Annotated in this window: 18 protein-coding genes; 12 read left to right on the top strand and 6 right to left on the bottom strand. The window is 72.4% G+C overall.

Features of this window, described 5'->3' with window-relative positions; genetic code table 11:
- Position 1 precedes the first annotated feature (1 nt).
- From R7226_RS05440 to R7226_RS05420, 5 genes are all read left to right on the top strand, one after another.
- On the top strand, positions 2–1537 hold the full coding sequence (locus R7226_RS05440) for a carboxylesterase/lipase family protein (RefSeq protein ID WP_318596021.1): 1536 nt from the start codon (positions 2–4) through the stop codon (positions 1535–1537).
- 1 nt (position 1538) lies between these two features.
- Entirely contained in the window at positions 1539–3023 is a 1485-nt protein-coding gene (locus R7226_RS05435) for an AMP-binding protein (RefSeq protein WP_318596020.1), read from the top strand.
- Complete coding sequence (locus tag R7226_RS05430; protein WP_318596019.1) at positions 3020–3940, top strand: enoyl-CoA hydratase; 921 nt, start codon at positions 3020–3022, stop codon at positions 3938–3940. The genes R7226_RS05435 and R7226_RS05430 overlap by 4 nt, the downstream gene beginning before the upstream one ends.
- Positions 3937–4395: a MaoC family dehydratase gene (locus tag R7226_RS05425; protein ID WP_318596018.1), complete on the top strand. Its 459-nt coding sequence runs from the start codon at positions 3937–3939 to the stop codon at positions 4393–4395. Before R7226_RS05430 ends, R7226_RS05425 begins: the two co-directional genes overlap by 4 nt.
- 160 nt (positions 4396–4555) lie before the next feature.
- Positions 4556–5932 carry an NAD-dependent succinate-semialdehyde dehydrogenase gene (locus R7226_RS05420; protein WP_318596017.1) on the top strand — a complete coding sequence of 459 codons (1377 nt, stop codon included), beginning with the start codon at positions 4556–4558 and terminating at the stop codon, positions 5930–5932.
- Between the two features lie 57 nt (positions 5933–5989).
- Here the strand turns inward: R7226_RS05420 and R7226_RS05415 are convergent, their stop codons facing one another.
- Together R7226_RS05415 and R7226_RS05410 are read right to left on the bottom strand one after the other, a co-directional pair.
- On the bottom strand, positions 5990–6949 hold the full coding sequence (locus tag R7226_RS05415) for a chymotrypsin family serine protease (protein WP_318596016.1): 960 nt from the start codon (positions 6947–6949) through the stop codon (positions 5990–5992).
- A 3-nt stretch (positions 6950–6952) separates the two neighbouring features.
- Positions 6953–8365 (bottom strand): hypothetical protein, encoded by a 1413-nt coding sequence (locus tag R7226_RS05410; RefSeq protein ID WP_318596015.1) that lies wholly within the window; start codon positions 8363–8365, stop codon positions 6953–6955.
- A 124-nt stretch (positions 8366–8489) separates the two neighbouring features.
- Here R7226_RS05410 and R7226_RS05405 point away from each other — a divergent pair, with 124 nt between their 5' ends.
- Positions 8490–10481 (top strand): sensor domain-containing diguanylate cyclase/phosphohydrolase, encoded by a 1992-nt coding sequence (locus R7226_RS05405; protein ID WP_318596014.1) that lies wholly within the window; start codon positions 8490–8492, stop codon positions 10479–10481.
- Positions 10482–10522: 41 nt separating this feature from the next.
- On the opposite strand, the gene R7226_RS05400 is transcribed toward R7226_RS05405, so the two are convergent.
- Positions 10523–11377 (bottom strand): hypothetical protein, encoded by an 855-nt coding sequence (locus R7226_RS05400; RefSeq protein ID WP_318596013.1) that lies wholly within the window; start codon positions 11375–11377, stop codon positions 10523–10525.
- A 122-nt stretch (positions 11378–11499) separates the two neighbouring features.
- On the opposite strand from R7226_RS05400, the gene R7226_RS05395 reads away from it, so the two are divergent.
- Positions 11500–12606, top strand: a complete 1107-nt coding sequence (locus tag R7226_RS05395) for a saccharopine dehydrogenase family protein (RefSeq protein ID WP_318596012.1) — start codon at positions 11500–11502, stop codon at positions 12604–12606.
- Positions 12607–12652: 46 nt separating this feature from the next.
- On the opposite strand, the gene R7226_RS05390 is transcribed toward R7226_RS05395, so the two are convergent.
- Positions 12653–13369, bottom strand: a complete 717-nt coding sequence (locus R7226_RS05390; RefSeq protein WP_318596011.1) for an alpha/beta fold hydrolase — start codon at positions 13367–13369, stop codon at positions 12653–12655.
- A gap of 100 nt (positions 13370–13469) precedes the next feature.
- Between R7226_RS05390 and R7226_RS05385 the strand changes: the two genes are divergently transcribed.
- Positions 13470–13736 carry a hypothetical protein gene (locus R7226_RS05385; protein ID WP_304722490.1) on the top strand — a complete coding sequence of 89 codons (267 nt, stop codon included), beginning with the start codon at positions 13470–13472 and terminating at the stop codon, positions 13734–13736.
- 99 nt (positions 13737–13835) lie between these two features.
- Positions 13836–15830, top strand: coding sequence for an acetate--CoA ligase (gene acs / locus R7226_RS05380; RefSeq protein WP_318596010.1), 1995 nt, complete (start codon positions 13836–13838; stop codon positions 15828–15830).
- Between the two features lie 99 nt (positions 15831–15929).
- Here acs and R7226_RS05375 read toward each other — a convergent pair whose 3' ends face one another.
- Complete coding sequence (locus tag R7226_RS05375; protein WP_318596047.1) at positions 15930–18134, bottom strand: outer membrane protein assembly factor BamB family protein; 2205 nt, start codon at positions 18132–18134, stop codon at positions 15930–15932.
- A gap of 268 nt (positions 18135–18402) precedes the next feature.
- Here R7226_RS05375 and R7226_RS05370 point away from each other — a divergent pair, with 268 nt between their 5' ends.
- The 3 genes from R7226_RS05370 (at position 18403) to R7226_RS05360 (ending at position 22377) form a co-directional block, all read left to right on the top strand.
- Entirely contained in the window at positions 18403–19971 is a 1569-nt protein-coding gene (locus R7226_RS05370) for an acyl-CoA synthetase (protein WP_318596009.1), read from the top strand.
- 103 nt (positions 19972–20074) lie between these two features.
- The gene (locus R7226_RS05365; RefSeq protein ID WP_318596008.1) at positions 20075–21172 is read left to right on the top strand and encodes a hypothetical protein; all 1098 of its coding nucleotides are present in this window, start codon (positions 20075–20077) and stop codon (positions 21170–21172) included.
- 104 nt (positions 21173–21276) lie between these two features.
- The gene (locus R7226_RS05360) at positions 21277–22377 is read left to right on the top strand and encodes a hypothetical protein (protein ID WP_318596007.1); all 1101 of its coding nucleotides are present in this window, start codon (positions 21277–21279) and stop codon (positions 22375–22377) included.
- Here the strand turns inward: R7226_RS05360 and R7226_RS05355 are convergent, their stop codons facing one another.
- Positions 22378–23484, bottom strand: a complete 1107-nt coding sequence (locus R7226_RS05355) for an FUSC family protein (protein ID WP_318596006.1) — start codon at positions 23482–23484, stop codon at positions 22378–22380.
- Positions 23485–23491 lie beyond the last annotated feature (7 nt).

Raw genomic sequence — 23491 nt, 5'->3', positions numbered from 1 at the left:
GATGGACGCGGTTGCTTCGACGACGTACGGGCGGGTTCGCGGGACGGTGGAGGACGGCGTCGCGGTCTTCCGCGGGGTGCCCTACGCGGCGGCGCCGGTCGGCTCGCTGCGGTTCGCGCCGCCGGTCGCGCCCGCGTCGTGGGACGGTGAGCGCGACGCGACCGCGTACGGCCCGGCCGCCCCGCAGATCGGGCTCGACGGCGTCGCCGCGGAGATCTTCGCGCCGGCCTTCCCCAGCGGCGAGGACTGCCTCAGCCTCAACGTCTGGACGCCCGACCTCGGCGGCGCCGGCCTGCCGGTGCTCGTCTGGATCCACGGCGGCGCGTTCCTGTTCGGCGGCAGCGGCGACGACCTGCTCGACCGCGGCGCGTTCGCCCGCTCGGGCGTCGTCGTGGTGTCGGTCAACTACCGCCTCGGCCTCGACGGCTTCCTGCACGTCGACGGCGATCCGGCCGGCGGCAACTACGGGACGCTCGACCAGCTCGCGGCGCTGCGCTGGGTGCAGGAGAACATCGCCGCCTTCGGCGGCGATCCCGGCCGCGTGACGGTCGGCGGCGAGTCGGCCGGCGCGACCGCCGTCTGCGCGCTGCTGGCGGCGCCGGCGGCGCGCGGCCTGTTCGCGCGCGCGATCGCGCAGAGCGCCTACCCCGAGCCGCTGCTGTCGCAGGCGTCGGGCGCGATCATGGCGCGCGAGGTCGCCAGAGGGCTCGGGTTGGCCGACGGCGATCTCGAGGGGGTGCGGGCGCTGCGCGAGCGCGAGCCCGAGCGCGTGATCGCCGTCGTCAAGTCGCTCTTCGAGCAGGCGGCGACGCGCGACGCCGAACGCTTCGGCGATGAGATCGCGGCGCTGATGAACCCGTTCATGCCGCTCGTCGGCGGCGCCGTCGTGCCGCGGCGGCCGCTGGAGGCGGCGCGGGCGGGCGAGCTGGCCGACGTCGACCTGCTGATCGGCACCAACCGCGACGAGTTCCGCCTCGTCTTCGGCCTCGGGATGATGGCGATCGACGACGAGATCGTGGGCGCGATCTTCGAGGCGACCTTCCCCGGCCAGGGCGCCGAAGCGCTCGCGCTCTACGCCGAGACGCGCCCGGACGCGTCGCCGGTCGACCTGCTCGCGGCGCTGGAGACCGACCGCTCCTACCGCGTCGGCTCGACGCTGCTCGCCGACGCGCACGCCGCGCAGCGGCCCGGCTCGACCTTCTTCTACCGCTTCTCGTGGGAGTCGGCCGCCTTCGACGGCGCGATCGGCGCCGCGCACGCCGTCGAGCTGCCGTTCGTCTTCGACGCGCTCGACACGCCGATGGCGCGCGCGCTCACCGGCGACGGCGCCCCGCAGGCGCTCGCCGACGACGTCCATCGCGCCTGGGTCGCCTTCGTCGTCTCCGGCAACCCCGGCCACGCCGGGCTGCCCGACTGGCCGGCCTACGACGCGACGACCCGCCCCGTGCTGGAGCTGGCCGGCGAGCACCGCCTGCTCCGCGATCCCGACGGGCGCGAGCTTGCGCTCTGGGTCGCCCCGGCTGCCGAGGCGGCCTGAGATGCCGGAGCGGTTCCCCCCGATCGGCGACCTCCTGACCGCGCTCGCCGCGACGCGGCCCGACGACCCGGCGGTGACGTGCGGGGACGAGAGCGTCACCTTCGCGCAGCTCGAGTCACGCGCGAACCGGCTGGCGCGCGCCTACGCCGAGCTGGGCGTGCGCGAGGGCGACTTCGTCAGCGTCGGGCTGCCCAACGGCGTCGAGCTGTACGCGGCCTCCTACGCGATCTGGAAGCTCGGCGCGGTGCCGCAGCCGCTCTCCTACCGGCTGCCGGCGCGCGAGCTGGAGCAGGTGATCGCGGTCGCCGACCCGTCGCTGATCGTCGGCTTCGGCGAGGAGGTCGCGGCCGGCCGCGCGGCGGTGCCGGCGGGCTTCGAGCCGGCCGCGACGCTGAGCGACGGGCCGCTGGAGAGCCGCGTCTCGCCGGCCTGGAAGGCGCCGACGTCGGGCGGCAGCACCGGCGTGCCGAAGCTGATCGTCTCCGGCTCCAGCGGCGCCTTCGACGTCGACGCGGCCGCCGCGGGCTTCGGCATGCGGCGCGGGCAGGTCCAGCTCGTCCCCGGCCCGCTGTACCACAACGCGCCGTTCGCCTGGTCGATGCTCGGCTCGCACGTCGGCCAGCACGTCGTCGTGCTGCCGCGCTTCGACGCCGAGGCGGCGCTCGCGGCGATCGAGCGGCATCGCGTCGGCTGGCTCAGCCTCGTGCCGACGATGATGCAGCGGATGCTGAAGGTGCTCGACGACCGTCCGGGCGTCTACGACCTCAGCTCGCTCGACCTGATCTACCACACCGGCGCGCCCTGTCCGCCGTGGCTGAAGGAGCGTTGGATCGACCTCGTCGGCGGCGAGCGTCTCGTCGAGGGCTACGGCGGAACCGAGGCGATCGCCTTCACGGTGATCGACGGAACCGAGTGGCTGGAGCACCGCGGGTCGGTCGGCCGCGTCGTCGCGGGCGAGATGCGCGTCGTCGACGCCGACGGGCGCGAGCTGCCGGCCGGCGAGGTCGGCGAGATCTTCCTGCGGCGCCCCGCCGGCACGCCGCCGACCTACCACTACGTCGGCGCCGAGCCGCGCGTGCTCGACGGCGGCTGGGAGTCGCTCGGCGACATGGGCCGCTTCGACGACGACGGCTACCTCTACCTCAGCGACCGCCAGCTCGACATGATCGTCAGCGGCGCGGCCAACGTCTATCCGGCCGAGGTCGAGGCCGCGGTGCTGGAGCACCCGCAGGTGCTCACCGCCGCGGTCGTCGGCCTGCCGGACGACGACCTCGGCCAGCGCGTCCACGCGGTCGTGCAGGCGGAGGGCGCGCTCGAGGAGGAGGCGCTGCGCGCCTTCGTCTCCGAGCGGCTCGTGCGCTACAAGGTCCCGCGCTCGTTCCGCTTCGTCGACGAGCCGCTGCGCGACGAGGCCGGGAAGGTCCGGCGCGCGGCGGTGCGCGAGCAGGAGCTCGCCTGGACCTCCACTCACAAAGGAAGCAGATGAGCGACTACAGATACCTGCGCTACGAGCGGCTCGACGACGGCAGGATCGTCCGCATCGTGCTCGACCGGCCGCGCAGCCGCAACGCGCAGAACCGCGGGCTGCTGGTCGAGCTCGACGAGGCCTTCGTGCGCGCCGAGCGCGACGACGAGGTGCGCGTCGTGATCCTCGCGGGCGCCGGGCGGACCTTCTCCTCCGGGCACGACCTCGGCACGCAGGAGTACCTCGCCGAGACCGCGCCGGGCCCGGATCAGCACCCGACCCACCAGATCAACGGCGGCACCCGGCTGGCTGCCGAGCGCCGCATGCTGCAGGAGCACCACTACTTCCAGGAGAACACGAAGCGCTGGCGCAACCTGCGCAAGATCACGATCGCCGAGGTGCAGGGCGAGATCTTCTCGGCCGGGCTGATGCTCGCCTGGGCCTGCGACCTGATCGTCGCCGCCGACGACGCGCGCTTCGCCGATCCCGTCGGCCCGCGCCTGGGAGGCTCGGGCGTCGAGTACTTCGGCCACCCGTGGGAGTTCGGTCCGCGCAAGGCGAAGGAGCTGCTGCTGACCGGCGACGCGATCGACGCCGACGAGGCATACCGGCTCGGGATGGTCAGCAAGGTCTTCCCGCTCGCCGACCTGCCGCGGCGCACGCTGGAGTTCGCGCGCCGGATCGCGCAGGTCCCGACGATCGCAGCGCTCGGGACCAAGGACGCGGTCAACCAGACCGTCGACGCGCAGGGCTTCCAGACGGCGCTCGCCAACGCCTTCTCGATGCACCAGATGCTGCACGCGCACTGGGCCGAGCTGCATGGCAGCGACTGGCCGCTGGCGACCGAGGAGGACGGCGTCCCCGACTGGCGCACCGCGCCGCCGGTGTCACTTGCCGTCAAGGACGCGGTCGGCGGCGGACCCGCGAGGGCGGCATGACTCCCACCGTCGTTGGCAGCATCGAGGCGCTGCGGGGGATGGCCGGCGCCGAGCTCGGCCCCGGCGCGCCCGTGACGATCGAGCAGGCGCGGATCGACGGCTTCGCGGAGCTGACCGGCGACCGCCAGTGGATCCACACCGATCCCGAGCGCGCGGCGGCCGGTCCCTTCGGCGCGCCGACCGCCCACGGCTTCCTCACGCTGTCGCTGGTGGGACCGCTGTCGGGCGCGCTGCTGCGGGTCGAGGGCACGTCGATGAGCGTCAACTACGGGCTCGAGCGCGTGCGGTTCCCGTCGCCGGTGCCGGTCGGCGCGTCGGTCCAGGCTCGCGCGCGGATCGTCTCGGTGAGCGACGTCGCGGGCGGCGTGCAGGCGCTGATCCGGGTGACCGTCGAGATCCCCGGCGCGCCGAAGCCGGCCTGCGTCGCCGACACCGTCGTGCGCTTCTACGCGTGAGCGCCCAGGTGCCGAAGGAGAGCGCGTCGCAGCCGCACGACACTCACAGACGTCGAGAGCGAGCCCGCTGAACTGGACATTTCGTCGCGTCGCCACGTGATAGGTAGGGCATCAACGATGTAGGCACGTCGTTGACCGCATCCACCAGAGAGGGAACACGTTGTCCACACCGACCTACGCAGTCGTCGACCCCGCGACGGGGACGACGCTCAAGACCTACGACGTCATCAGTGACGAGGCGCTGAAGGATGCGATCGGCCGGGCCGCGGCGGCGGCGACGCCGTGGGGCCGGGAGACGACGCTCGAGGAGCGCGTGGCGGTCCTGCGCAGAGCGGCCGAGCTGCACACCGAGCGGCGCGAGGAGCTGGCGGCGATCATCGTCCGCGAGATGGGCAAGCCGGTGCAGGAGGCGCTCGGCGAGGTCGACTTCAGCGCGGCGATCTACGAGTACTACTGCGACAACGCGGCGGAGCTGCTGAAGGACGAGCCGATCAGACTGCTCGACGGCGAGGGCTCGGCGCTCGTGCGCCGGACCCCGGTCGGCTTGCTGCTCGGGATCATGCCGTGGAACTTCCCGTACTACCAGGTGGCTCGCTTCGCCGGCCCGAACCTGCTGATCGGCAACACGATCCTGCTCAAGCACGCGCCGCAGTGCCCGGAGTCGGCCGCCGCGATGGAGCAGATCTTCCACGACGCCGGCCTCCCCGCCGACGCCTACGTCAACATCTACGCGACCAACGAGCAGATCGAGTGGGTGATCGGCGATCCGCGCGTTCAGGGCGTCTCGCTGACGGGCTCCGGCCGCGCCGGCGCCGCCGTCGCCGCGATCGCCGGGCGCCACCTGAAGAAGGTCGTGCTCGAGCTGGGCGGCTCCGATCCGTTCCTCGTGCTCAAGAACGACGACCTCGACGCGGTCGTGGAGGCGGCGGTCGCCGCGCGCATGGGCAACGGCGGCCAGGCCTGCAACGCGGCGAAGCGGTTCGTCGTGCTCGACGAGCACTACGACGAGTTCCTCTCCAAGCTCGCCGCGTCGATGACGGCGATGCAGCCGGGCGACCCCTCCTCCGACGAGACGACGCTCGGTCCGCTGTCGTCGGAGGCGGCGGCCGAGCGGCTGGAGTCGCAGGTCGAGCAGGCGCTCGCCAGCGGCGCGCGGCTGGTCGCCGGCGGCGGTCGCGACGGCGCCTACTTCAAGGCGACGGTGCTGGCCGACATCGCGCCCGACAACCCGGCCTACCGGGAGGAGTTCTTCGGCCCGGTCGCGCAGGTCTACCGCGCCGCCTCCGAGGAGGAGGCCGTGCGGCTCGCGAACGACACGCCGTACGGCCTCGGCTCGTACGTCTTCTCCAGCGACGCCGAGCAGGCGGCGCGCGTCGCCGACCAGATCGAGGCCGGCATGGTCTTCGTCAACGTCGTCGACGCCGATGGCGTCGAGCTGCCGTTCGGCGGTGTCAAGGGCTCCGGCTTCGGCCGCGAGCTGGGCCGCTTCGGCGCCGACGAGTTCGTCAACAAGAAGCTGATCCGCGTCGGCGGCTGACCGTCGCGAAGCGCACTGTGGGCCTCCCCGGCGGCGTCAAGCCGCCGGGGAGGCGCATCACGGCATCGGTGTGACCCCGAAGCGGCTGAGCACGGGGACGATCGGCGAGACGAAGGTCAGGTCGAGGCCGTTGGCGACGCCGACCACCATGCCCACCAGCTCCGAGGAGCCGGGCAGCAGGACCGGTGCGCCCGAGTCGCCCTGCTGCGCGAAGCTGCCCGGCTGGCCGCTGCCGACGATCCCCATCTGACCTTCGAACAGCGCCGGCGTGTTGCCGAACGCGGTCGTGTAGCGCATGTCGTACTGGTAGGTGCCCTTCGTGTGGCCGGTGCTCCAGCCGACCTTCTCGACGGCGTCGCCGTGCGCGGCGGCGCCGATGCCGGCGATCGGGCCGATGCCGACGACGCCCGGATGCGCCTGCGTCGCGTCGCGCAGGTCGCTGACCGCGGCATCCATTACGTTGGCGGTGACGCCGCCCAGCTGGAGCTGCTCGAAGTCGCGCACCGGCCCGGCGGTGTCGGCGGGCGAGAGGCCGCCCGCCGCCGCGCCCGGCTGGCGGACCGTGTCGGTTCTGCGGACCGCCCGGTTCACACCTGCCAGCGTGTGGTTGCAGCCGAGCAGCAGCGGCTGCTGGGCGCTGTCCTCGACGACGCAGGTGATCGTTCCGGTCTCACCGCCGCCGACGTCGCCTGAGACCGACTCTCCGCCGCGCGCCGCGGGCAGGATCGGTCCGGAGTAGCGCGTGAGGACCTCGCCGCCGAGGCCGAGGGCCTCCGCCACGCTGGCTCCGTCGAGCTTGACGTCCTCCGCGAGGAAGACCGTCACCGTCTGATGCTGCCGGTCGAGCCCGACGGCCGCGACAGGTGTCCGGCGCTGCTCGAAGTCGAGCCCCGTCTCGGCGGTCGCGCGGCGGATCGTCAGCCCGACGTCAGGCGCGTCGAGGAACGGGAGACGCAGCAGGACGTCGGAGAGGACCTGGTAGGTCGCGTCGAGTTGTCCGAAGCCCGAAGCCTCCATCGCTCACGCCTTCGCCGCCGGTGGTCCGAGGCCCGTGAGCGCCTGACGCGTCCCCCAGGCGGCCAGGCCCCAGACGAAGAGCGCCGACCAGTCGCTGATGCTCGCCCCGAAGGTCGCGTCGTCGAGGTAGGTCAGCTTGAAGCCGATCGCCAGCACGACGAGCACGACGATGCCCGACGCGATCGGGATCGCCGTCTTCGCGATGTCCGCGAGCGTGTCGAAGGTCGCTCCCGGCGACGTGAGGAGGACCGTCGCGGGCAGCGCGGCGGAGGCCGTGCCGAGCACGCCGCCGACGCCCGCCGGCAGCGGCGTCCCGGGCGCGGCGGCCGCCTGCGCCGGCTGCAGCAGGTCATATCGCCGCCGCACCTCGGCGAGCAGCGGCGGCAGCGCGGGGGCCGCGTCGCCCGGGTCCGGCGAGACGTCCGCGATCGCTCTGCGGGCGGCTTCGACCGTCTGCGTGAAGGCGTCGTATGCCGCGTCCTTCTGCGCGGCCTGCTCAGCTCTGCTGCTGAGGTCGGTGAGCTGCAGCCCGGCGGCGTGCGCCTGCATCAGCTCCTCGGCGGCGCGCTGCACAGCGGCGACCTCTCTGTCGAATCCAGCCGCGTACGAGCGGATCGCGTCCCCGAGCGCGCCCACGGTCCCTTCGAGCCGCTGGACCCACGCGACCAGCGTCATCCGGAAGGGGTCCGACAGCGCGGCGTCTTGCAGATCGCGGCTCTGCCGCAGCGCGCGAACGGCCGCCTCGAGTGAATCGAGCTGTCTCGTGGCCGTCGCGAGGTCCTGTCCGCGCAGCTCGCGCGTAGCGTCGAACAGCGGCGTCAAGAGCGCCTTCTCGCTCGCCGGCAGCGCGTTGATCCGCTGCCGCAGCCGTTCGGCGGCCGTGCTGAACTCGCGCTTGGGCGCGAGCTTGAAGATCCGCTCGATCAGCCATCCGAAGAAGAGGCCGAAGACCAGCAAGAGGAGCGGGAGCAGCGGGCCGTAGCGGACGTCGAGCGAGAACGGGATCACGACCTGGTCGGCGCTGGAGCTCGGCGTCAGCAGCAGCGCGCCGTCGTAGTGATCCGGCGCGAGGCGGTCGCCGACCGCGATCGTCACCTGACGCGGGTCTCCGGAGCCATCGCTGGTTCCCGCCAGCTCCTCGACGGTCGGGTCGTGATCGCCCTGCAGGACGAGCAGCGCTCTGGCGACGCTCACCTCGGCGGTGCGCGGTTTGGGACGGATGAGGATCACGACGTCGTCGCCGGCGTCCGTGACCAGGTCGTTGCCCGCGCACGGCAGCGAGCAGGTCGTCAGCCGCTGAGCGGGCTCGGCGATCACGGGGGCGAAGGTCGGCGCGGCGGCGCCCTGCGCGCTGGCGGGCAGGGCGATGGCGGCGGCGACGGCGACGAGGACAGCGCGCCTTGTCCGAGGCAGCATGCGCGCCAGTATCGCCGCCGCTTCCTCCTAATTACAAGAAACCAGAGTACATGATCGCAGTTCCCGCGCGCCAAGATCGGCACGCGGGCTGGCGCGCGCGGCGCCAGCAGGGAAGAGTCGCGATGTGGAGAGATGGGCGACCACCCTGCGGTCGAACGAGTCAGAGCTGCTGGCGCGCTTCCCTGGGCCGATCTATCTCGTCGACGAGGAGTGGCGGCTGGCCTTCATCAGCGAGGAGGGCGCGGCGCTTCTGCGGCGACCGGCCGACGAGCTGATCGGGCGCACGATGTGGGAGAGCTACCCGGACCTGCGCGGCACCATCGTCGAGCGCGAGCTGACGCGCGCCCGCGACGAGCAGATCCCGGTTCAGTTCGAGAACCGCTACGAACCGCTCGACACGTGGTTCGCCGTCAGCGCCACCCCCTTTCAGCACTGGCTGCTGGTCGCCTTCCACGACATCACCGTGCAGAAGCGCGCGGAGGCGCGCTCGGCCGAGCTGGCCGCCGAGCAGGCGGCGATGGCGCGGATCTCCGCCGCTGTCGCGCGCCGCTCGCCGCCGCACCGCCTGTTCGCGCAGGTCGCCGACGAGGCGGCACGGCTGCAGGGGGTCGACGGCGGCTCGGTCGTCCAGTTCACCGGCGCCGATCGTGTGCGCGTCGTCGGCGTCTCCACCCGCCATCCGTCGCCGCTGCTCGTGGTGACCGGCGACCAGGTCGACGACGAAGGGATCTTCGACGAGCTGCGCGCGACCGGCGAGCCGGTGCTCGTGCGCGCCGACGACAAGGAGCACGGCGCGCGCCTGCGCGCCGCCGGGCGCGTCGCGTGGCTGCAGGTGCCGATCTACGTCGAGGGCAAGCTGTGGGGTGCGCTCGGCCTCACCAGCCTCAGAGCCGACGCCTTCGACGAGGCGTCGATCGGGCGCCAGCGCGACCTCGCCGAGCTGCTCAGCGTCGCGATCGGCAACGCTGACGCGCACGAGCGGCTGGCGCGGATGGCCGCGACCGACCCGGTCAGCGGCCTCGCCAACCACCGCGTCTTCCACGCGCGGCTGAGGGAGGAGGCCGCCGACGCCAGCCGCCGCTCGCGGCCGCTGACGCTCGCCGTCTTCGACCTCGACCGCTTCCGCGACGCCAACGACCTGCACGGCCACCTCGCCGGCGACGCGATCCTCGCCGAGGTCGGCGAGCGGCTGACCGAGTTCGCCGCCCCGGGCCAGCTGCTGGCGCGGATCGGCGGAGACGAGTTCGCGTTGATCATGCCGGGCTGGACGCCGTCGATCGCGCGGCCGGTCGTCGAGCGCGCCTGCGCCGCGATCGGCGCGAGTCCGTTCGGCGAGCACCGCACCGCGCTGACGGCCTCGGCCGGCCTCGCCGACCTCGCCTCCGCCGGCCACGGCGAGCTGCTGTTCGCCTGCGCGGACGGCGCGCTCTACTGGGCCAAGCTCAACGGCCGCGACCTCGTCTGCACCTTCGAGCCGTCGATCGTCCACGAGCTGTCGCCGACCGACCGCGCCGAGACGCTGCTGCGGCGCAAGACGCTCGCGGGCATCACCGCGCTGGCGCGCGCGATCGACGCGAAGGACCCGACGACGAGCCGCCACTCCGAGCGTGTCGCGCGGCTGGTCGAGCAGCTCGCGCGCGCCTGCGGCTGGGAGGAGCGGCGGATCCGGCTGCTGAAGGAGGCGGCGCTCGTCCACGACGTCGGCAAGATCGGCATCCCCGACGCGATCCTGCTGCAGACCGGCCGGCTCACCGCCGAGCAGTACGAGGTGATCAAGCGCCACGCCGCGCTCGGTGCCGACATCGTCGACGGCGTGCTGCTGCCCGAGCAGGTCCAGTGGGTCCGCAGCCATCACGAGCGGCCCGACGGCCGCGGCTATCCCGACGGGCTGGGCGCGGCCGAGATCAGCTCCGGCGGCGCGCTGATGAGCATCGCCGACACGCTCGACGTGATGACGGTCAGCCGCCCCTACAGCCGGCCGCTGCCGCTCGACCAGGCGGTCGCCGAATGCGAGCGGCTGGTCGGAGCGCAGTTCATGCCCGAGGCCGCGATCGCGCTGCGCACGCTCTACCGCGCCGGCGCGCTCGAGGACTGGGACGTGCCGCAGCCCGACTGACGCTCAGCGACGCGCCCGCCGCCGCAGCGGCGCGCGCGGGCTCAGCGCCGCTTCTTGCGCTTGCGCTTGGCGGCGGCCGGCTGGCCGAAGGCGTTCTGGCCGTCGCCGTCCGGGTCGTCGTCGACGACGACCGCGTCGACGCTGCCGCCGCCGCGCTTCTCCTCCGCGGCGCGGACGCGCTGCTCGCGCATCTCGGCCGCGGTCGGCCACAGCTCTTCTCTGCCGCTCGCCCACGACGGCGGCTCTCTCGCGCCGCCGACGTTCCACAGCAGCAGCGCCAGCATCGCCAGCCAGTACGCCTGGACGATCGGCAGCGGCAGCAGCGCGATCACGAAGAGGACGGCGCTGAAGACGCCGAGGTAGCCGAGGAAGCGCGTCAGCAGCCCGACTCTCATCGCGTTCAGCGCGACGAGGATCAGGCCGATCGCGAAGGCGAACTGGAAGACGATGCCGACGAAGATGAAGGGGCCGTAGCTCTGCGCCTCCTTCAGCTCCTCCCAGGTCAGCGTGCTCTCGGTCGCGAAGTGGTCGAGCCGGATCGCGGAGACGATCTGCAGCACGACGCTGAAGATCGCCAGGCCGACGCCGCCGAGCACCAGCAGCGGCCGCACGAACGGTTGGATTCTCGTGCGGTTGCCGACGGCGCGCAGCAGGAAGTCGCCGACGAAGGTGATCGCCAGCAGCCCCAGCGCCGACAGCACCGCGCTGAGCAGGACGGCGCTGCGATGGTCGGCCTGCAGCAGCGCGTTGGCGATCGCGTTGTCCGGGATGTCGGAGCCGATCAGGACGCGCCCGACCAGCGGCGAGGCCAGCACCAGGATCGCGGCGACGCCGGAGACGATGGCCACGCGCCGGCGCCCGTGCGCCTCCGCCTGGAGGAAGTCGTTCGTGGCCATGTGCGCACATGCTAACCGGGCGCTCGCGCCGACGACGCGCGCCCGCCGGGCGGCCTGGTGCGCGGACCGGCGGCGGCGACCGAGGCGGCGTGCGGCCGCGCCGCCGCGGATAGACTCGCGCGATGGCGAACGGGGTCATCGCCGTCTACGGCGCGACCGGCTACACCGGGACGCTCGTGGCGCACGAGCTGCGCCGCCGCGGGCTCGACTGCGTGCTCGCCGGCCGTGACGCCGGCAAGCTGGCGCGGCTGGCCGACAGCCTCGGCGGCGACGTGCCGACGCACGCGGTCGAGCTGGAGGACCGCGACGGGCTGCGCCACCTGTTCGGCGACTGCGCCGTCGTGGTCGACTGCGCCGGTCCGTTCATGCGCTACGGCGAGCCGATCGTGCGCGCCGCGATCGAGACCGGCAGCCACTACGTCGACACGACCGGCGAGCAGCCGTGGATCGACCTGCTGCACCGTCGCTGGGACGACGCCGCGCGCGCCGCCGAGGTCGCGGTCGTGCCGGCCGCCGGCTTCGACTACGTGCCCGGCGACCTGATCGCCCACCTCGCCGCGCGGGGGCTGGAGCCGTTGCGCGAGCTGACGATCGCCTACGCGACACGTGACGTGCGCCCGACGCGCGGCACGACCCGCACCGCGCTGGAGCAGGCGCGCGACGGCGGGCTCGTCTACGACGACGGCGACTGGCGCCCGGCGCCGCTGCGGACGCCGCGCGCCCGCTTCCGCTTCCCCGACCCGGTCGGCTGGCAGCCGGTGATGCGGTACCCGTCGGGCGAGGTCGCGATGGTCCCGCGCCACGTGCGCACGCGCCGTCTGACGACGCTGATGACGGTCGAGACGCTCGTCGGCAGCGCCGCCGCCGCGCCGCTGGTGCCGCTGCTGATCCCGGCCTTCACGCTGGCGCTGCGGACGCCGCTGGGCAGCCTCCTGCACGCGGCCGTCGACCGGCTGCCGGAGGGGCCGTCGGAGCAGCAGCGGCAGGCCGCGCGCTTCACCGTCGTCGCGGTCGCGCAGGGCGAGGACGGCCGCTCGCGCGCGGGCGTCGTGCGCGGGAGCGACGTCTACGGCCTGACGGCGGTGACGGTCGTCGAGAGCGCCGTGCGGATGCTCGCGCCGGAGTTCGCGGGCGTCGGCGTCCACGCCCCCGCGAGCGCCTTCGATCCGGCGAGCTTCCTCGACGCCCTGGCCGACGCCGGCATCAGCTGGGAGCTGGATCCGGCATGAGCGCGGGTTTGTGCATCGATGCGATGTACAGACCCGCAGTGATCGGCTAGAGCAGGGCTTGGAGCGCCGCGAGCGCTTCGCCGTCGGCTGTGCGCCGGGCGGCGGGGATCAGCGCGGCGAGCGCGTCGGTCGTCTCGACGAGGTGCGGCGGCGTGGCGCTGCCGGTCACGAGCGCGACGGGGACGGCGACGGCGCGCAGCTCGCGGCGCGTCACCGGCCAGCTCGCGAGCCCGCCGAAGTCGGCGAAGAAGGCGCGGTGGGCGGCTCTGACGGCAGCGTCGGCGCCGGGCCGCCATGCCTCGACGGCGCTCGCCGGGCCGCCGTCGCGCAGCGCCGCCTCCAGCAGCGACCGCTGCTCGGAGAGGACCGCGGTCGCGGCGTCGGAGAACTGGTAGGCCGGCGGCTCGATCAGCACGGCGCCGCGCAGCAGCCCCGGCAGCCGCACGAGCAGGTCGAGCACGATCAGCGCGCCGAAGCCCGCGCCGACGGCGAGCGGGTCGGCACCGCCCAACGCCCCCAGCACCGCGCGCGCGTCCTCCGCCTGCTCCTGCACGGTCGTGCGCTCGTACGGCTCGGGCGCGCCGCTGGCGCCGTAGCCGCGGCGGTCGTAGGCGAGCGTGCGGACGCCGTCGCCGAGCGCGGCGACGAGCGGCTCCCAGGCGCGCGTGTCGGCCGCGAGGTCGTGCACGAGCAGGACGGTCGGCCCGGCGCCGCGCGGGTCAGCGGCGAGCGCGACGCCCGCGCCTTCGACGGTCTCGGTCATCGCCTGGAGCCTACGCCGTCGCGCTGTGCCGGCGCGCCCCCGCGAGGGCGCCGCGCCGGGCTCCCCAGGCCGGCGAGCGCGGGGGAGTAGGATCCTTCTCATGGAAGGCTTCGGAGGACTTTTCGGCGATCCGGACGAGCTTCAGCGCAAGATGGCGGAGTTCGCGGACCAGATGCAGGGCGCCCAGAGACTGGCGTGGGCGGACAACGCGATCAAGCTCGCCGTCGACTTGACGGTCGCGGCCGTCAACCGCGTGAACATCCAGGGCACGACGGAGGAGCAGGCGCAGCAGATCCGCAGCGTCATGGCCGTCGTCTTCCCGGAGGCGGTCACGCTCGTGCGCGAAGCGCGCCAGGGCTTGCAGTAGCGCACCCGCACCGCTCCCTCCCGTCAGCGGGCGGAATCCCGTTCCCGCCCGCAGACGGGTAAAACTCTCGGCGGGCACGCAGGACGAGAGAGGAGCGAGATGGCAGGCACCGCAGCAGGAGACGGCGAGACGCTCGAGCGGGAGCTCGACGAGATGCTGGAGATCGAGCGGTTCGATCCGCCGGAGGAGTTTCGCCGGCAGGCGCTCCTGAGCGATCCGGCGATCTATGAGCAGGCGGCCGCGGATCCGCAGGGCTGGTGGGCCGGACAGGCCGAGGCGCTGCACTGGTTCGAGCCGTGGGAGACCGTCCTCGACGACAGCGACCCGCCGTTCTACAAGTGGTTCACGGGCGGCAAGCTGAACGCCTCGTACAACTGCCTCGACCGCCACGTCGAGGCCGGCATCGGCGATCGCGTCGCCTACCACTGGCGCGGCGAGGAGGGCGAGCGGCGGGATGTCACCTACGCCGACCTGCACCGCGACGTGCAGCGCTTCGCCAACGCCTTGAAGGACCTCGGCGTGCGGCAGGGCGACGTCGTCGGGATCTACCTGCCGATGATCCCCGAGGTCGTCGTCGCGATGCTCGCCTGCGCCCGCATCGGCGCGCCGCACAACGTCGTCTTCGGCGGCTTCAGCGCCGAGTCGGTCAAGGAGCGGATGGAGTTCTCCGAGGCGAAGGTGCTGATCACCGTCGACGGCGCCCGCCGCAAGGGCAAGACCGCGCCGATCAAGGCGAGCGTCGACGAGGTGATGGGCGATCTCGACAGCTTGAAGACGGTCGTCGTCGTCAGACACGCCGGTCTCGACGGCGTGCCGATGAGCGACGGCAGAGACGTCTGGTACGACGAGGTCTGCGCCGCCGCCGACCCCGTCTGCCCGGCCGAGCCGCTCGACGCCGAGCATCCGCTGTTCATCCTCTACACGTCGGGCTCGACCGCCTCGCCGAAGGGGATCCTGCACACCACGGGCGGCTACCTCACCGGCGTCTCGACGACGCACAGACACGTCTTCGACCTCAAGCCGGAGAGCGACGTCTACTGGTGCGCGGCCGACGTCGGCTGGATCACCGGCCACTCGTACATCGTCTACGGCCCGCTCGCCAACGGCGCGACGTCGGTGATGTGGGAGGGCGCGCCCGACTACCCGCACAGAGGGATCTGGTGGGAGGTCGCGCAGGAGACGAGAGCGACGATCCTCTACGCCGCCCCGACGGCGATCCGCACCTTCATGAAGTGGGGCCACGAGATCCCCGAGGGCTACGACCTGAGCGCGCTGCGGCTGCTCGGATCGGTCGGCGAGCCGATCAACCCGAAGGCGTGGCTCTGGTACCACAAGGTGATCGGCGGCGGCCGCTGCCCGATCGTCGACACGTGGTGGCAGACGGAGACCGGCGCGATCATGATCACGCCGCTGCCGGGGATCACCTCGACCAAGCCGGGCTCGGCGACGAGGCCATTCCCGGGCGTCTTCGCCGAGGTCGTCAGCGAGGCCGACGGCACGCCGGTCGAGAGCGGCCAGGGGCTGCTGGTGCTGACGCAGCCGTGGCCGTCGATGCTGCGCACGCTCTACAAGGAGCACGACCGCTTCGTCGAGACCTACTTCGCCCGCTTCGGCAAGGAGACCTATCTCGTCGGCGACGCCGCGCGCGCCGACAGAGACGGCTACTTCTGGATCATCGGGCGGATCGACGACGTCGTGAACGTCTCCGGCCACCGCCTCTCGACGGCCGAGGTCGAGTCGGCGATCGTCGCGCACGAGAAGGTCGCCGAGGCGGCCGTGATCGGCCAGTCCGACGACGACACCGGCCAGGCGATCGCCGCCTTCGTGACGCTCAACGGCGAGATCGAGGGGACCGACGAGCTGGTCGCCGAGATCGGCGCCGTCGTCGCCGAGCGGATCGGCAAGTTCGCGCGCCCGAAGCGGATCATCTGGGCCGACGACCTGCCGAAGACGCGCTCGGGCAAGATCATGCGCCGCCTGCTGCGCGACATCGCCGAGGGCCGCGCGCTCGGCGACGTCACGACGCTGCGCGACCCGAGCGTGATGGCCGCGCTCGAGTCGCAGATCCAGGACGCGGAGAAGCAGGGCGACTAGTCCCTTAACGGCGCCGGGCGCGCAGACCGTGAGGTCGGCGCGCCCGGATCGCCTCGCGCGGCTGCCGGCGCCGAGCGCCGGCAGCCGTCGCTGAACCAGCTAGTTGATGCCGTTGGTCACGAAGGCCGCGACGTCCTGGATCTCCTTGGGGGAGAGCGAGTCGCCGAAGGCGGGCATGGCGCTGCCGCCGTCCGTGGTCTGTCTGATGACCGCGTCGAGGTCCCTGGCGCTGGGGATCGCGGTGAGGTCGGGGCCGCCGTTGCCGCCTCTGCCGGTGACGCCGTGGCAGGTGGCGCAGTTGTCGGCGAAGACCGTTCTGCCGGCCGCCGCGTCCGGTCTGGCGGAGGCGGTCTCGTCGCCGTCTCTGCCCGCGGCCTCATCGCCGTCTCTTCTGCCCGCGGCCTCATCGTCGGCGGCGGGCTCCTGCCCGCCGTGCGTGATCGACTCACCGTCTCCGGTGCCGTCGAGCTCCATCACGTCGCCGTCGAGCGAGAAGACCCACAGGTTGGCGCCGTGCGGCGAGCCGGCGAGCGCGTTGCCGCCGGCGACGATCGCGACCTTCTGCTTGCCGTCGACCTCGAAGACGGTCGCCGGGGCGTTGGCGCCGGCGCCGGTCTGGAAGTCCCACAGCTCTCTGCCGTCCGTCGCGTTGAGGGCGACGAGACGGCCGTCGTTCTTGCCGACGAAGACGAGGTTGCCGGCCGTCGCGGCGGAGCCGCTGTAGCACGACTGCGGTCTGCCCGCCTCGTTCTTCAGCATATACGTCCACTTCGGGATGTTCGTGTCGGCGTCGAGCGCGGTCAGGTAGCCGGGCGTGTCGAAGCCGAGCGTGCCGAGGCCGCCGCCGAGGTCGACGACGCCTTCGGTGAATCTGCCGTCTCTGGGACCCTGCGCGCTCCAGCCGACGCTCTGCTGGCCGCAGACGTACAGCATGTGCGTCTCGGGGCTGTAGCTCATCGGCGCCCATGTCGTGCCGCCGCTCGGTGCGCCGATCGTGACTGCCGCACCGAACTCGGTGCCGTTCGCCATGTAGACCAGCTCCGCTGCGTTGCCGTCCTCAGGACGGTTGATTCTGACCTGCCCCGCGTTGGGGAGCGCCGGCGAGGTGCGGATCTGCTCGACGAGTCTGGCGAACTGGTCGTCGGTGATTCTCAGCGGCATCAGGGCGGGCGTCGACGGGATCCACTGGGTCGCGGCCGTCTTGTTCTCGGGCGCCTGCGGGACGGGCGTCTCTCTGCCGGGGTAGATCGGTCTGCCGTCGCGTCGGTCGACGGCGTAGACCCACGGCATCTTCGGCGCGATCGCCGCCGCGGGGACCTTCTCGCCGTCGATCTCGGCGTCGAACAGCACGACCGGGCTGCTGACCGTGTTGTCCCAGATGTCATGTCTGACGAGCTGGAAGTGCCACTTGTATCTGCCGCTCGTCGCGTCGATCGCGACGATCGAGTTCGAGTAGAGGTTGTCGCCGCCGCGTCTGGAGCCGTTGACGTCCGGGCTGGAGGTGCTGGTGCCGAAGATCAGCAGGTTGCGCTCTCTGTCGACGGCCGGGGCGTTCCAGAGGCCGGAGCCGCCGGTTCTGGCGCTGTCGCCCTCCCACGTCGGGTCGGCGACCGGGTCGTTGCCGTCGCCGGTCGTCCAGAAGCGCCACTTCAGCTCGCCGGTCTTCGCGTCGAGCGCCGTGACACGGCCTCTCGCCATGTACTCGGAACCGGAGTTGCCGATGTAGACGAGGCCGTTGTAGTAGAGCGGCGCCGCGATCGAGGTCGCGTTGTCCGTTCTCCAGTCGAAGACCTTGACGTCCCACTTGACTCTGCCGGTCTCGAGGTCGAGCGCCTGGACTCTGCCGTCGATGCGCGCCGAGTAGAGCGTGTCGGTGCCGTTGTAGCCGAGACCACGCGACTCCCAGCCACAGCAGACGCTGGAGATGTTCGGGTCGAGGTCGCCGTTGACTCTCCACTTGATCCGCTTCGCACGGCTGTCGATCGCGAAGACGTCGTTGGCGCCGGTCGAGATGTAGAGGTCGCCGTTGATCGCGAGGATGTTCTCCTCGTGCGAGTACTTCGCCTCGGTCCCCGAATCGAGGTCGAGCATGAAGTCGCCCTTGAGATCCTTCACGTTGTCCGTGTCGATCTGCTTCAACGGCGAGAACTGCGTGTGGGCGTAGTCACCACCGGTCACGGGCCAGTTGCGGCCCGACGGACTCGACGGATCGATCTCGCCGGCCGCCGGGACCGGGCCGGGAATGGTGCCCGACCGCGTCGACGACGTGTCGTCGTCGCCGCCGCATGCCGACAGCAGGGCCATCAAGGCCACGACCGCGAGTGCTACGAGAGACGCGCCGAGCCGGCGGCGTCCTTTCCCGTGTGCGGGATTGCCGCTGCTCAACTCTCTCATCCTCCTGTGCCCTCCCTGGACAACGACCTGTGTTGTGCGCGCGTACGAGCGCATCTAAGTGAGCGTACATGACCACTTAGACACGGCGCTAGCTGGCGTGGGGTGGCGGGCCGCACGATGACCGCGTAGGCTCGCTCGCGCCGGGGCATGGCGCCTCGGCACGAGCCGAGGAGGGGAGATGCCGTACAGCTCGTACGAGCAGGCCTGCGCCGAGCATCGCTGGGAGGTCCCGGCGCGCTACAACATCGCCGCCGACGTCTGCGACAAGCACGATCCCGGCAAGCTGGCGATGATCCACGAGGACTTCGCCGGAACCGTCCGCGAGGTGCTGTGGGGCGAGCTGCAGGAGCTGTCCAACCGCTTCGCGAGCGTGCTGCAGACCGCCGGGGTGGAGCAGGGCGACCGCGTCGCGATGCTGCTGCCGCCGACGCCCGAGACGGCCGCCGCCTTCTTCGGCACCTGGAAGTGCGGGGCGATCCTGCTGTCGATGTCGGTCCTCTACGGCGACGAGGGGATCCGCCACCGCCTGACCGACTCGCGCGCGAAGGTCCTCGTCACCAACGCCGAGAACGCTGAGCGGATCGATCGCTCACTCGTCGAGCAGGTGCTGATCCTCGACCACGAGCTGCTGGCGACCGGCGCGCAGCAGTTCGAGGCGGTCGAGACCGCGGCCGACGACCCGGCGCAGCTCTACTACACCTCCGGCACGACCGGCCTCGCGAAGGGGATCGTGCACGCCCACCGCTACCTGCTCGCGCACGAGGAGTTCGTCTACTGCCACGAGGTGCAGGAGGGCGAGCGCTTCCACGGCATGGGCGAGTGGGCGTGGGCGGCGGGGATCGCGCCGCTGCTGGGGCCGTGGCGGTTGGGCGCGGTCCAGGTCGTCTACCAGCGTGAGGGCGGCTTCGACCCGCGCAAGCAGCTCGACTTCCTCTCCCGCCACGAGGTCACGAACGTCTTCACGACGCCGACGGCGATGCGCTCGATGATGTCGATCGAGGATGCGGGTTCGAGATATCCGCAGCGCTTCCGGCGCGTCTGCTCCGCCGGCGAGCCGCTGAACCCGGAGGCGATCCGCTGGTTCCGCGAGCAGTACGGCGTCACCGTGCTCGACTACTACGGGCTCTCCGAGTCCTATCCGCTCGTCGCCAACTACCCCTTCATGGAGGTGCGCGAGGGGTCGATGGGCAAGCCGGTGCCGGGCTGGGAGGTCGCGATCCTCGACGAGGACGAGCAACCGGTCGCGCAAGGCGAGCGCGGCGAGATCTGCCTGCGCGCCCGCTCCAACCCCCACTATCCGCTCGGTTACTGGGAGAAGCCGGAGGCGAGCGAGGAGACCTTCGGCGGCGACTGGTTCCACACCAAGGACGCCGCCTCGCAGGATCCCGAGGGCTACTACTGGTACGAGGGCCGCGCCGACGACGTGATCATCGCCGCGGGCTACCGGATCGGCCCGTTCGAGGTCGAATCGGTCTGCCTCGAGCACCCGGCGGTCGCCGAGGCGGCGGTCGTCGCCTCGCCCGACGAGCGGCGCGGGATGGTCGTGAAGGCGTTCGTCGTGCTCGCCGCCGGCAGCGACCCTTCCGACGAGCTGGCCAGCGAGATCAAGGCGTTCGTGCGCGACCGCCTCTCCGCCTACGCCTACCCGCGCAAGGTCGAGTTCGTCGACGGCCTGCCGAAGACGCTGACCGGCAAGATCCGCCGGATCGAGCTGCGCCAGCTGGAGGCGGAGCGGGCGAGGGGCTGAGCGAGCGAGCGTCGGCTGAGCACGCGGGAGGGCCCCGTTGCGGGGCCCCTCCCGCGCGCGCCAGCCTGGGGCGATCCACGATCGTCCATCCCCAGGAGATCCCATGTTCAGCAGCGCTCGCGCGCTCGTTGCAGCCGGCGCGACCGCGCTCGCGCTGGCGGCGACGGCCCCGGCCGCGCAGGCCGAGGTCAGATATGTCTACACCGCCTGGTACGGCGTCGGCGTCGTCTACCAGACAGCGGAGGCGACCGAGGGCGGGACGGTGACGCGCGACACGACGGTGAAGTTCGTGCTGCAGGGCTGGTTCGACGACCTCAGATTCCTCGACGGCGCGCTGCTTCCGCAGAAGCTCGCGACGCGAGAGATCCTCGAGCAGGTGGATGCGAAGAGCCACTACGTCAACCGCTGGGAGAACCCGCCGGAGGACTACAGATGCTCGGCGCCGACGGGCAGACTCGAAGCAGCCGGCACGCTCACCCCGCTGCACGTCTACGACCCCAGAGCCGGCCGGACCGTCGCCGCCTTCGTGCCCTTCTCGATGGCGACCTTCGACCTCCGCTGCGGTGCCAACGGCGGCCGGCTGCTCGGCATCGGCGGCCGCATGTTTGGGCCGCGTGACGTCGCCGTCACGCACCTGCGCACGCGAATCGAGATCCCGAGAGAGAAGCTCGGAGACGCCGAGATCGTGGTGCCGATCTCCGGCGCGTCACGGTCGCTCGTGAGATGTCCCGGCGAGGTCGTCGAGCCGAACCTCAGATCGTGCGCCACGGCGCTGACCGGGACGATCCGCCTCTACCGGGCGTACATGGATCCGCCGGCCGACGACCTGCTGGCGCCACTGACGCCGAGCAGACCGAAGCTCGACAGAGACGCCGCGAGAGCGAGAGCGACGGTCAGATGCCCGCGCGGCTGCGAGTACCGCATCCGCATCTTCCTGCCGCCGAGAGGCGGCAGAGGACGGCTCGGCGGCTCCTCGTCGTCGGCCCCGCGCGCCGGCACCGCGGCGGCGGCGAGTGACGTCATCGTGGCCAGCCGCAGCGGGCGGCTGCCGGCGAGCCGCGCGGCGAAGTCGCTCGCGGTCGAGATCCCGGCGGCGAAGCGGGCGACGATCGTGGACGCCGGCGGCGCGCTCGTCCAGATCGCGCTCGATCCGCCGCGGGGGCGGACGGTCAACTCGACGAGCTTCGTCAGAGCGGGATAGCCCGCATCCGCGCTGCTCCCGCTGCAAGGGTGGTCCCCGATGTGCGGGGATGCCTGCGCGCGGGAGCCTGGAGTGGTCCAGGACAGTCCAACGCAGGAGCTTTCATGTTCAGAGGCGCTCGTGCGCTGACCGGCGCCGCGGCGTGCGCGGTCGCGCTCGCCGCCGCGCCGGGCGCGGCGCAGGCAGAGGTCAGACACGTCTACGACGCGTGGTTCAGCGCCGAGCTGCTCTACGACACGACCGAGGCGAGCGAGAACGGCCGCGTCACGCGCAGCACGACCTCGCGCATCGGCGTGACCGGCTGGCTCTACGGCCTCAAGTTCATCGAGCGCCGGCTGATCACGCAGAGAGCGGCCGAGACGCTGAGAATCCTCTACTCCGAGGCCGACAGCCACTACGTCAACGGCGACGACAGCCCGCCCGACGTCAACGACTGCAACGACGACTCGCTCACGATCGGCCTCGCCGGCGTCGCCAATCCGCTGAGAGTCTTCGATCCGAACGCGGGCCCGACGACGATCGGCTTCACGCCGGTCGTGGCGGCAGCCTTCGCGCAGACCTGCACCTTCGGCACCGGCAGATTCACGCTCGGGATACAGCCGCACACGCCCGGCTACCTCGGCGCCGACCACCTGCGCGCGGAGATCGTCGTGCCGCAGGACCAGCTGGGCGATGACAAGATCGACCTCAAGTTCGGCCGCGTCCGCAACACGCCGAGAAGATGCCCGGGGACCTTCGTCGAACCCGACCTGAGAACGTGCAAGACCGTCCTCACCGGCAGAATGCGGCTGTACAGCACCTACGTCGACGAGGGCGACGAGCTGCTGGCACCGCCGCCGGCACCGGCGCAGCGGCCGACCGTCGACAGAGGCGCCAGAAGAGCGAGAGCGACGGCGAGATGCCCGAGCGGCTGCAGATACAGAATCCGCATCTTCCTGGCGCCGCGCGCCGGCAGAGGGCGCCTCGGCGAGGGGTCGGCGGCGACCGCCGGGCCGCGCGCGAACGCGGCAGTGGCGGAGACGGTGATCGCGTCGGCCAGCGGGAGGCTGCCGGCCGGCCGCGCGGTGCGCACGATCGACGTCGCGATCCCAGCGGCGAAGCGAGCGGAGGTGATCGAGGCCGGCGGCGCGCTCGTCGAGCTCTCGCTCGATCCGCCGAGAGGGCGGACGGTCACGTCGACCAGCTTCGCGAGAGCGCGCGGCTGATCAACGGACGGGGCGCCGCACCGACGGCAGGTGCGGCGCCAGGCGCCAGACCAGCTCGCCGATCGCGAGGCCGGTGACGATCCCGACGGCGCTCCAGCCGGCCCGCTGCAGCGCGATCCCGGCGCCCTCGTAGTCGACCGCGCTGATCGTCAGCAGCGCGGTCGGCGTCAGCAGCACCACGAGCCAGAAGTAGCCGCGCGCGAACAGCGCGAAGAGGCCGAAGGCGCAGAGCGTCTGCGCCGCCACCATCGCCCACTGCTGGCCGGTCAGGATGATCAGCAGCGCGATCACGACCGTGCCGATCAGCGTGCCGAGGCCGCGCTGCAGCGCGCGCACGCGGCTGGCGTGCTCGTCGGGCTGCAGCACGGCCAGCACGGTCAGCGGGATCCAGTAGCCGTGCTCCAGCTCGAACGCTCTGTAGAGCGCGGTCGTCAGCGCCACGACGGTCGCGAGCCGCAGCGCGTGCGCGCGCAGCAGCGCGTCGTGCGCGAGCGTCTCGCGCAGCTGCCGCGCGCCGTCGGCGAGGACCGCGCGCAGCGGCAGGGCGGCCTCCGCGCCGGCTCGCGACGTGACCGAGTGGGCCGCGTCGAGCGGGTGGTCGCGCGCGTAGGCGAGCACCATCAGCACGACCCCGATCGCCGAGCCGGCGGCGAACCACAGCGTCCGCTCGCCGACGTCGAGCCCCTCCGCGGGGATCCCGGCGGTGATCGTGAAGATCGCGCCGATCACGAAGCCGGTCAGGCCGCCGTCGGGACCGAAGCAGCGCAGCGCGGTCGCGAGCGCGACGAGCAGAAAAGCGGCGACGACGGTCGCGACGGCGCTCGGCTGCACGAAGGTCGAGAGCGCGACCGCGAGCGTGCACAGCAGCGCCGCCCCGATGCCCCAGCCGAGCCGCTCGCGCAGCGGCCCGCGCGGGACGGCCAGCGCCGCGTTGAGCCCGCCGAAGCAGCCGATCACGCCGATCGCCGGCTCGCCGACGGCGACCCCCAGCGCCAGCGGGCCGCCGGTCGCGACCGCGCCTGCCAGCCCGGCGAGCGGGTCGATCCCCGCGCGCTCGACGCGAAACGCCTCGACCCACAGCCGTTGACCGGTCGCGGGCTCGCTCATCGGACGT

This window comes from Conexibacter stalactiti (assembly GCF_033542075.1).
GTDB classification, from domain to species: Bacteria; Actinomycetota; Thermoleophilia; order Solirubrobacterales; family Solirubrobacteraceae; genus Conexibacter; species Conexibacter stalactiti.
Note: the sequence above shows the minus strand (reverse complement) of the source record. Positions and strands in the feature narration are given on the sequence as shown.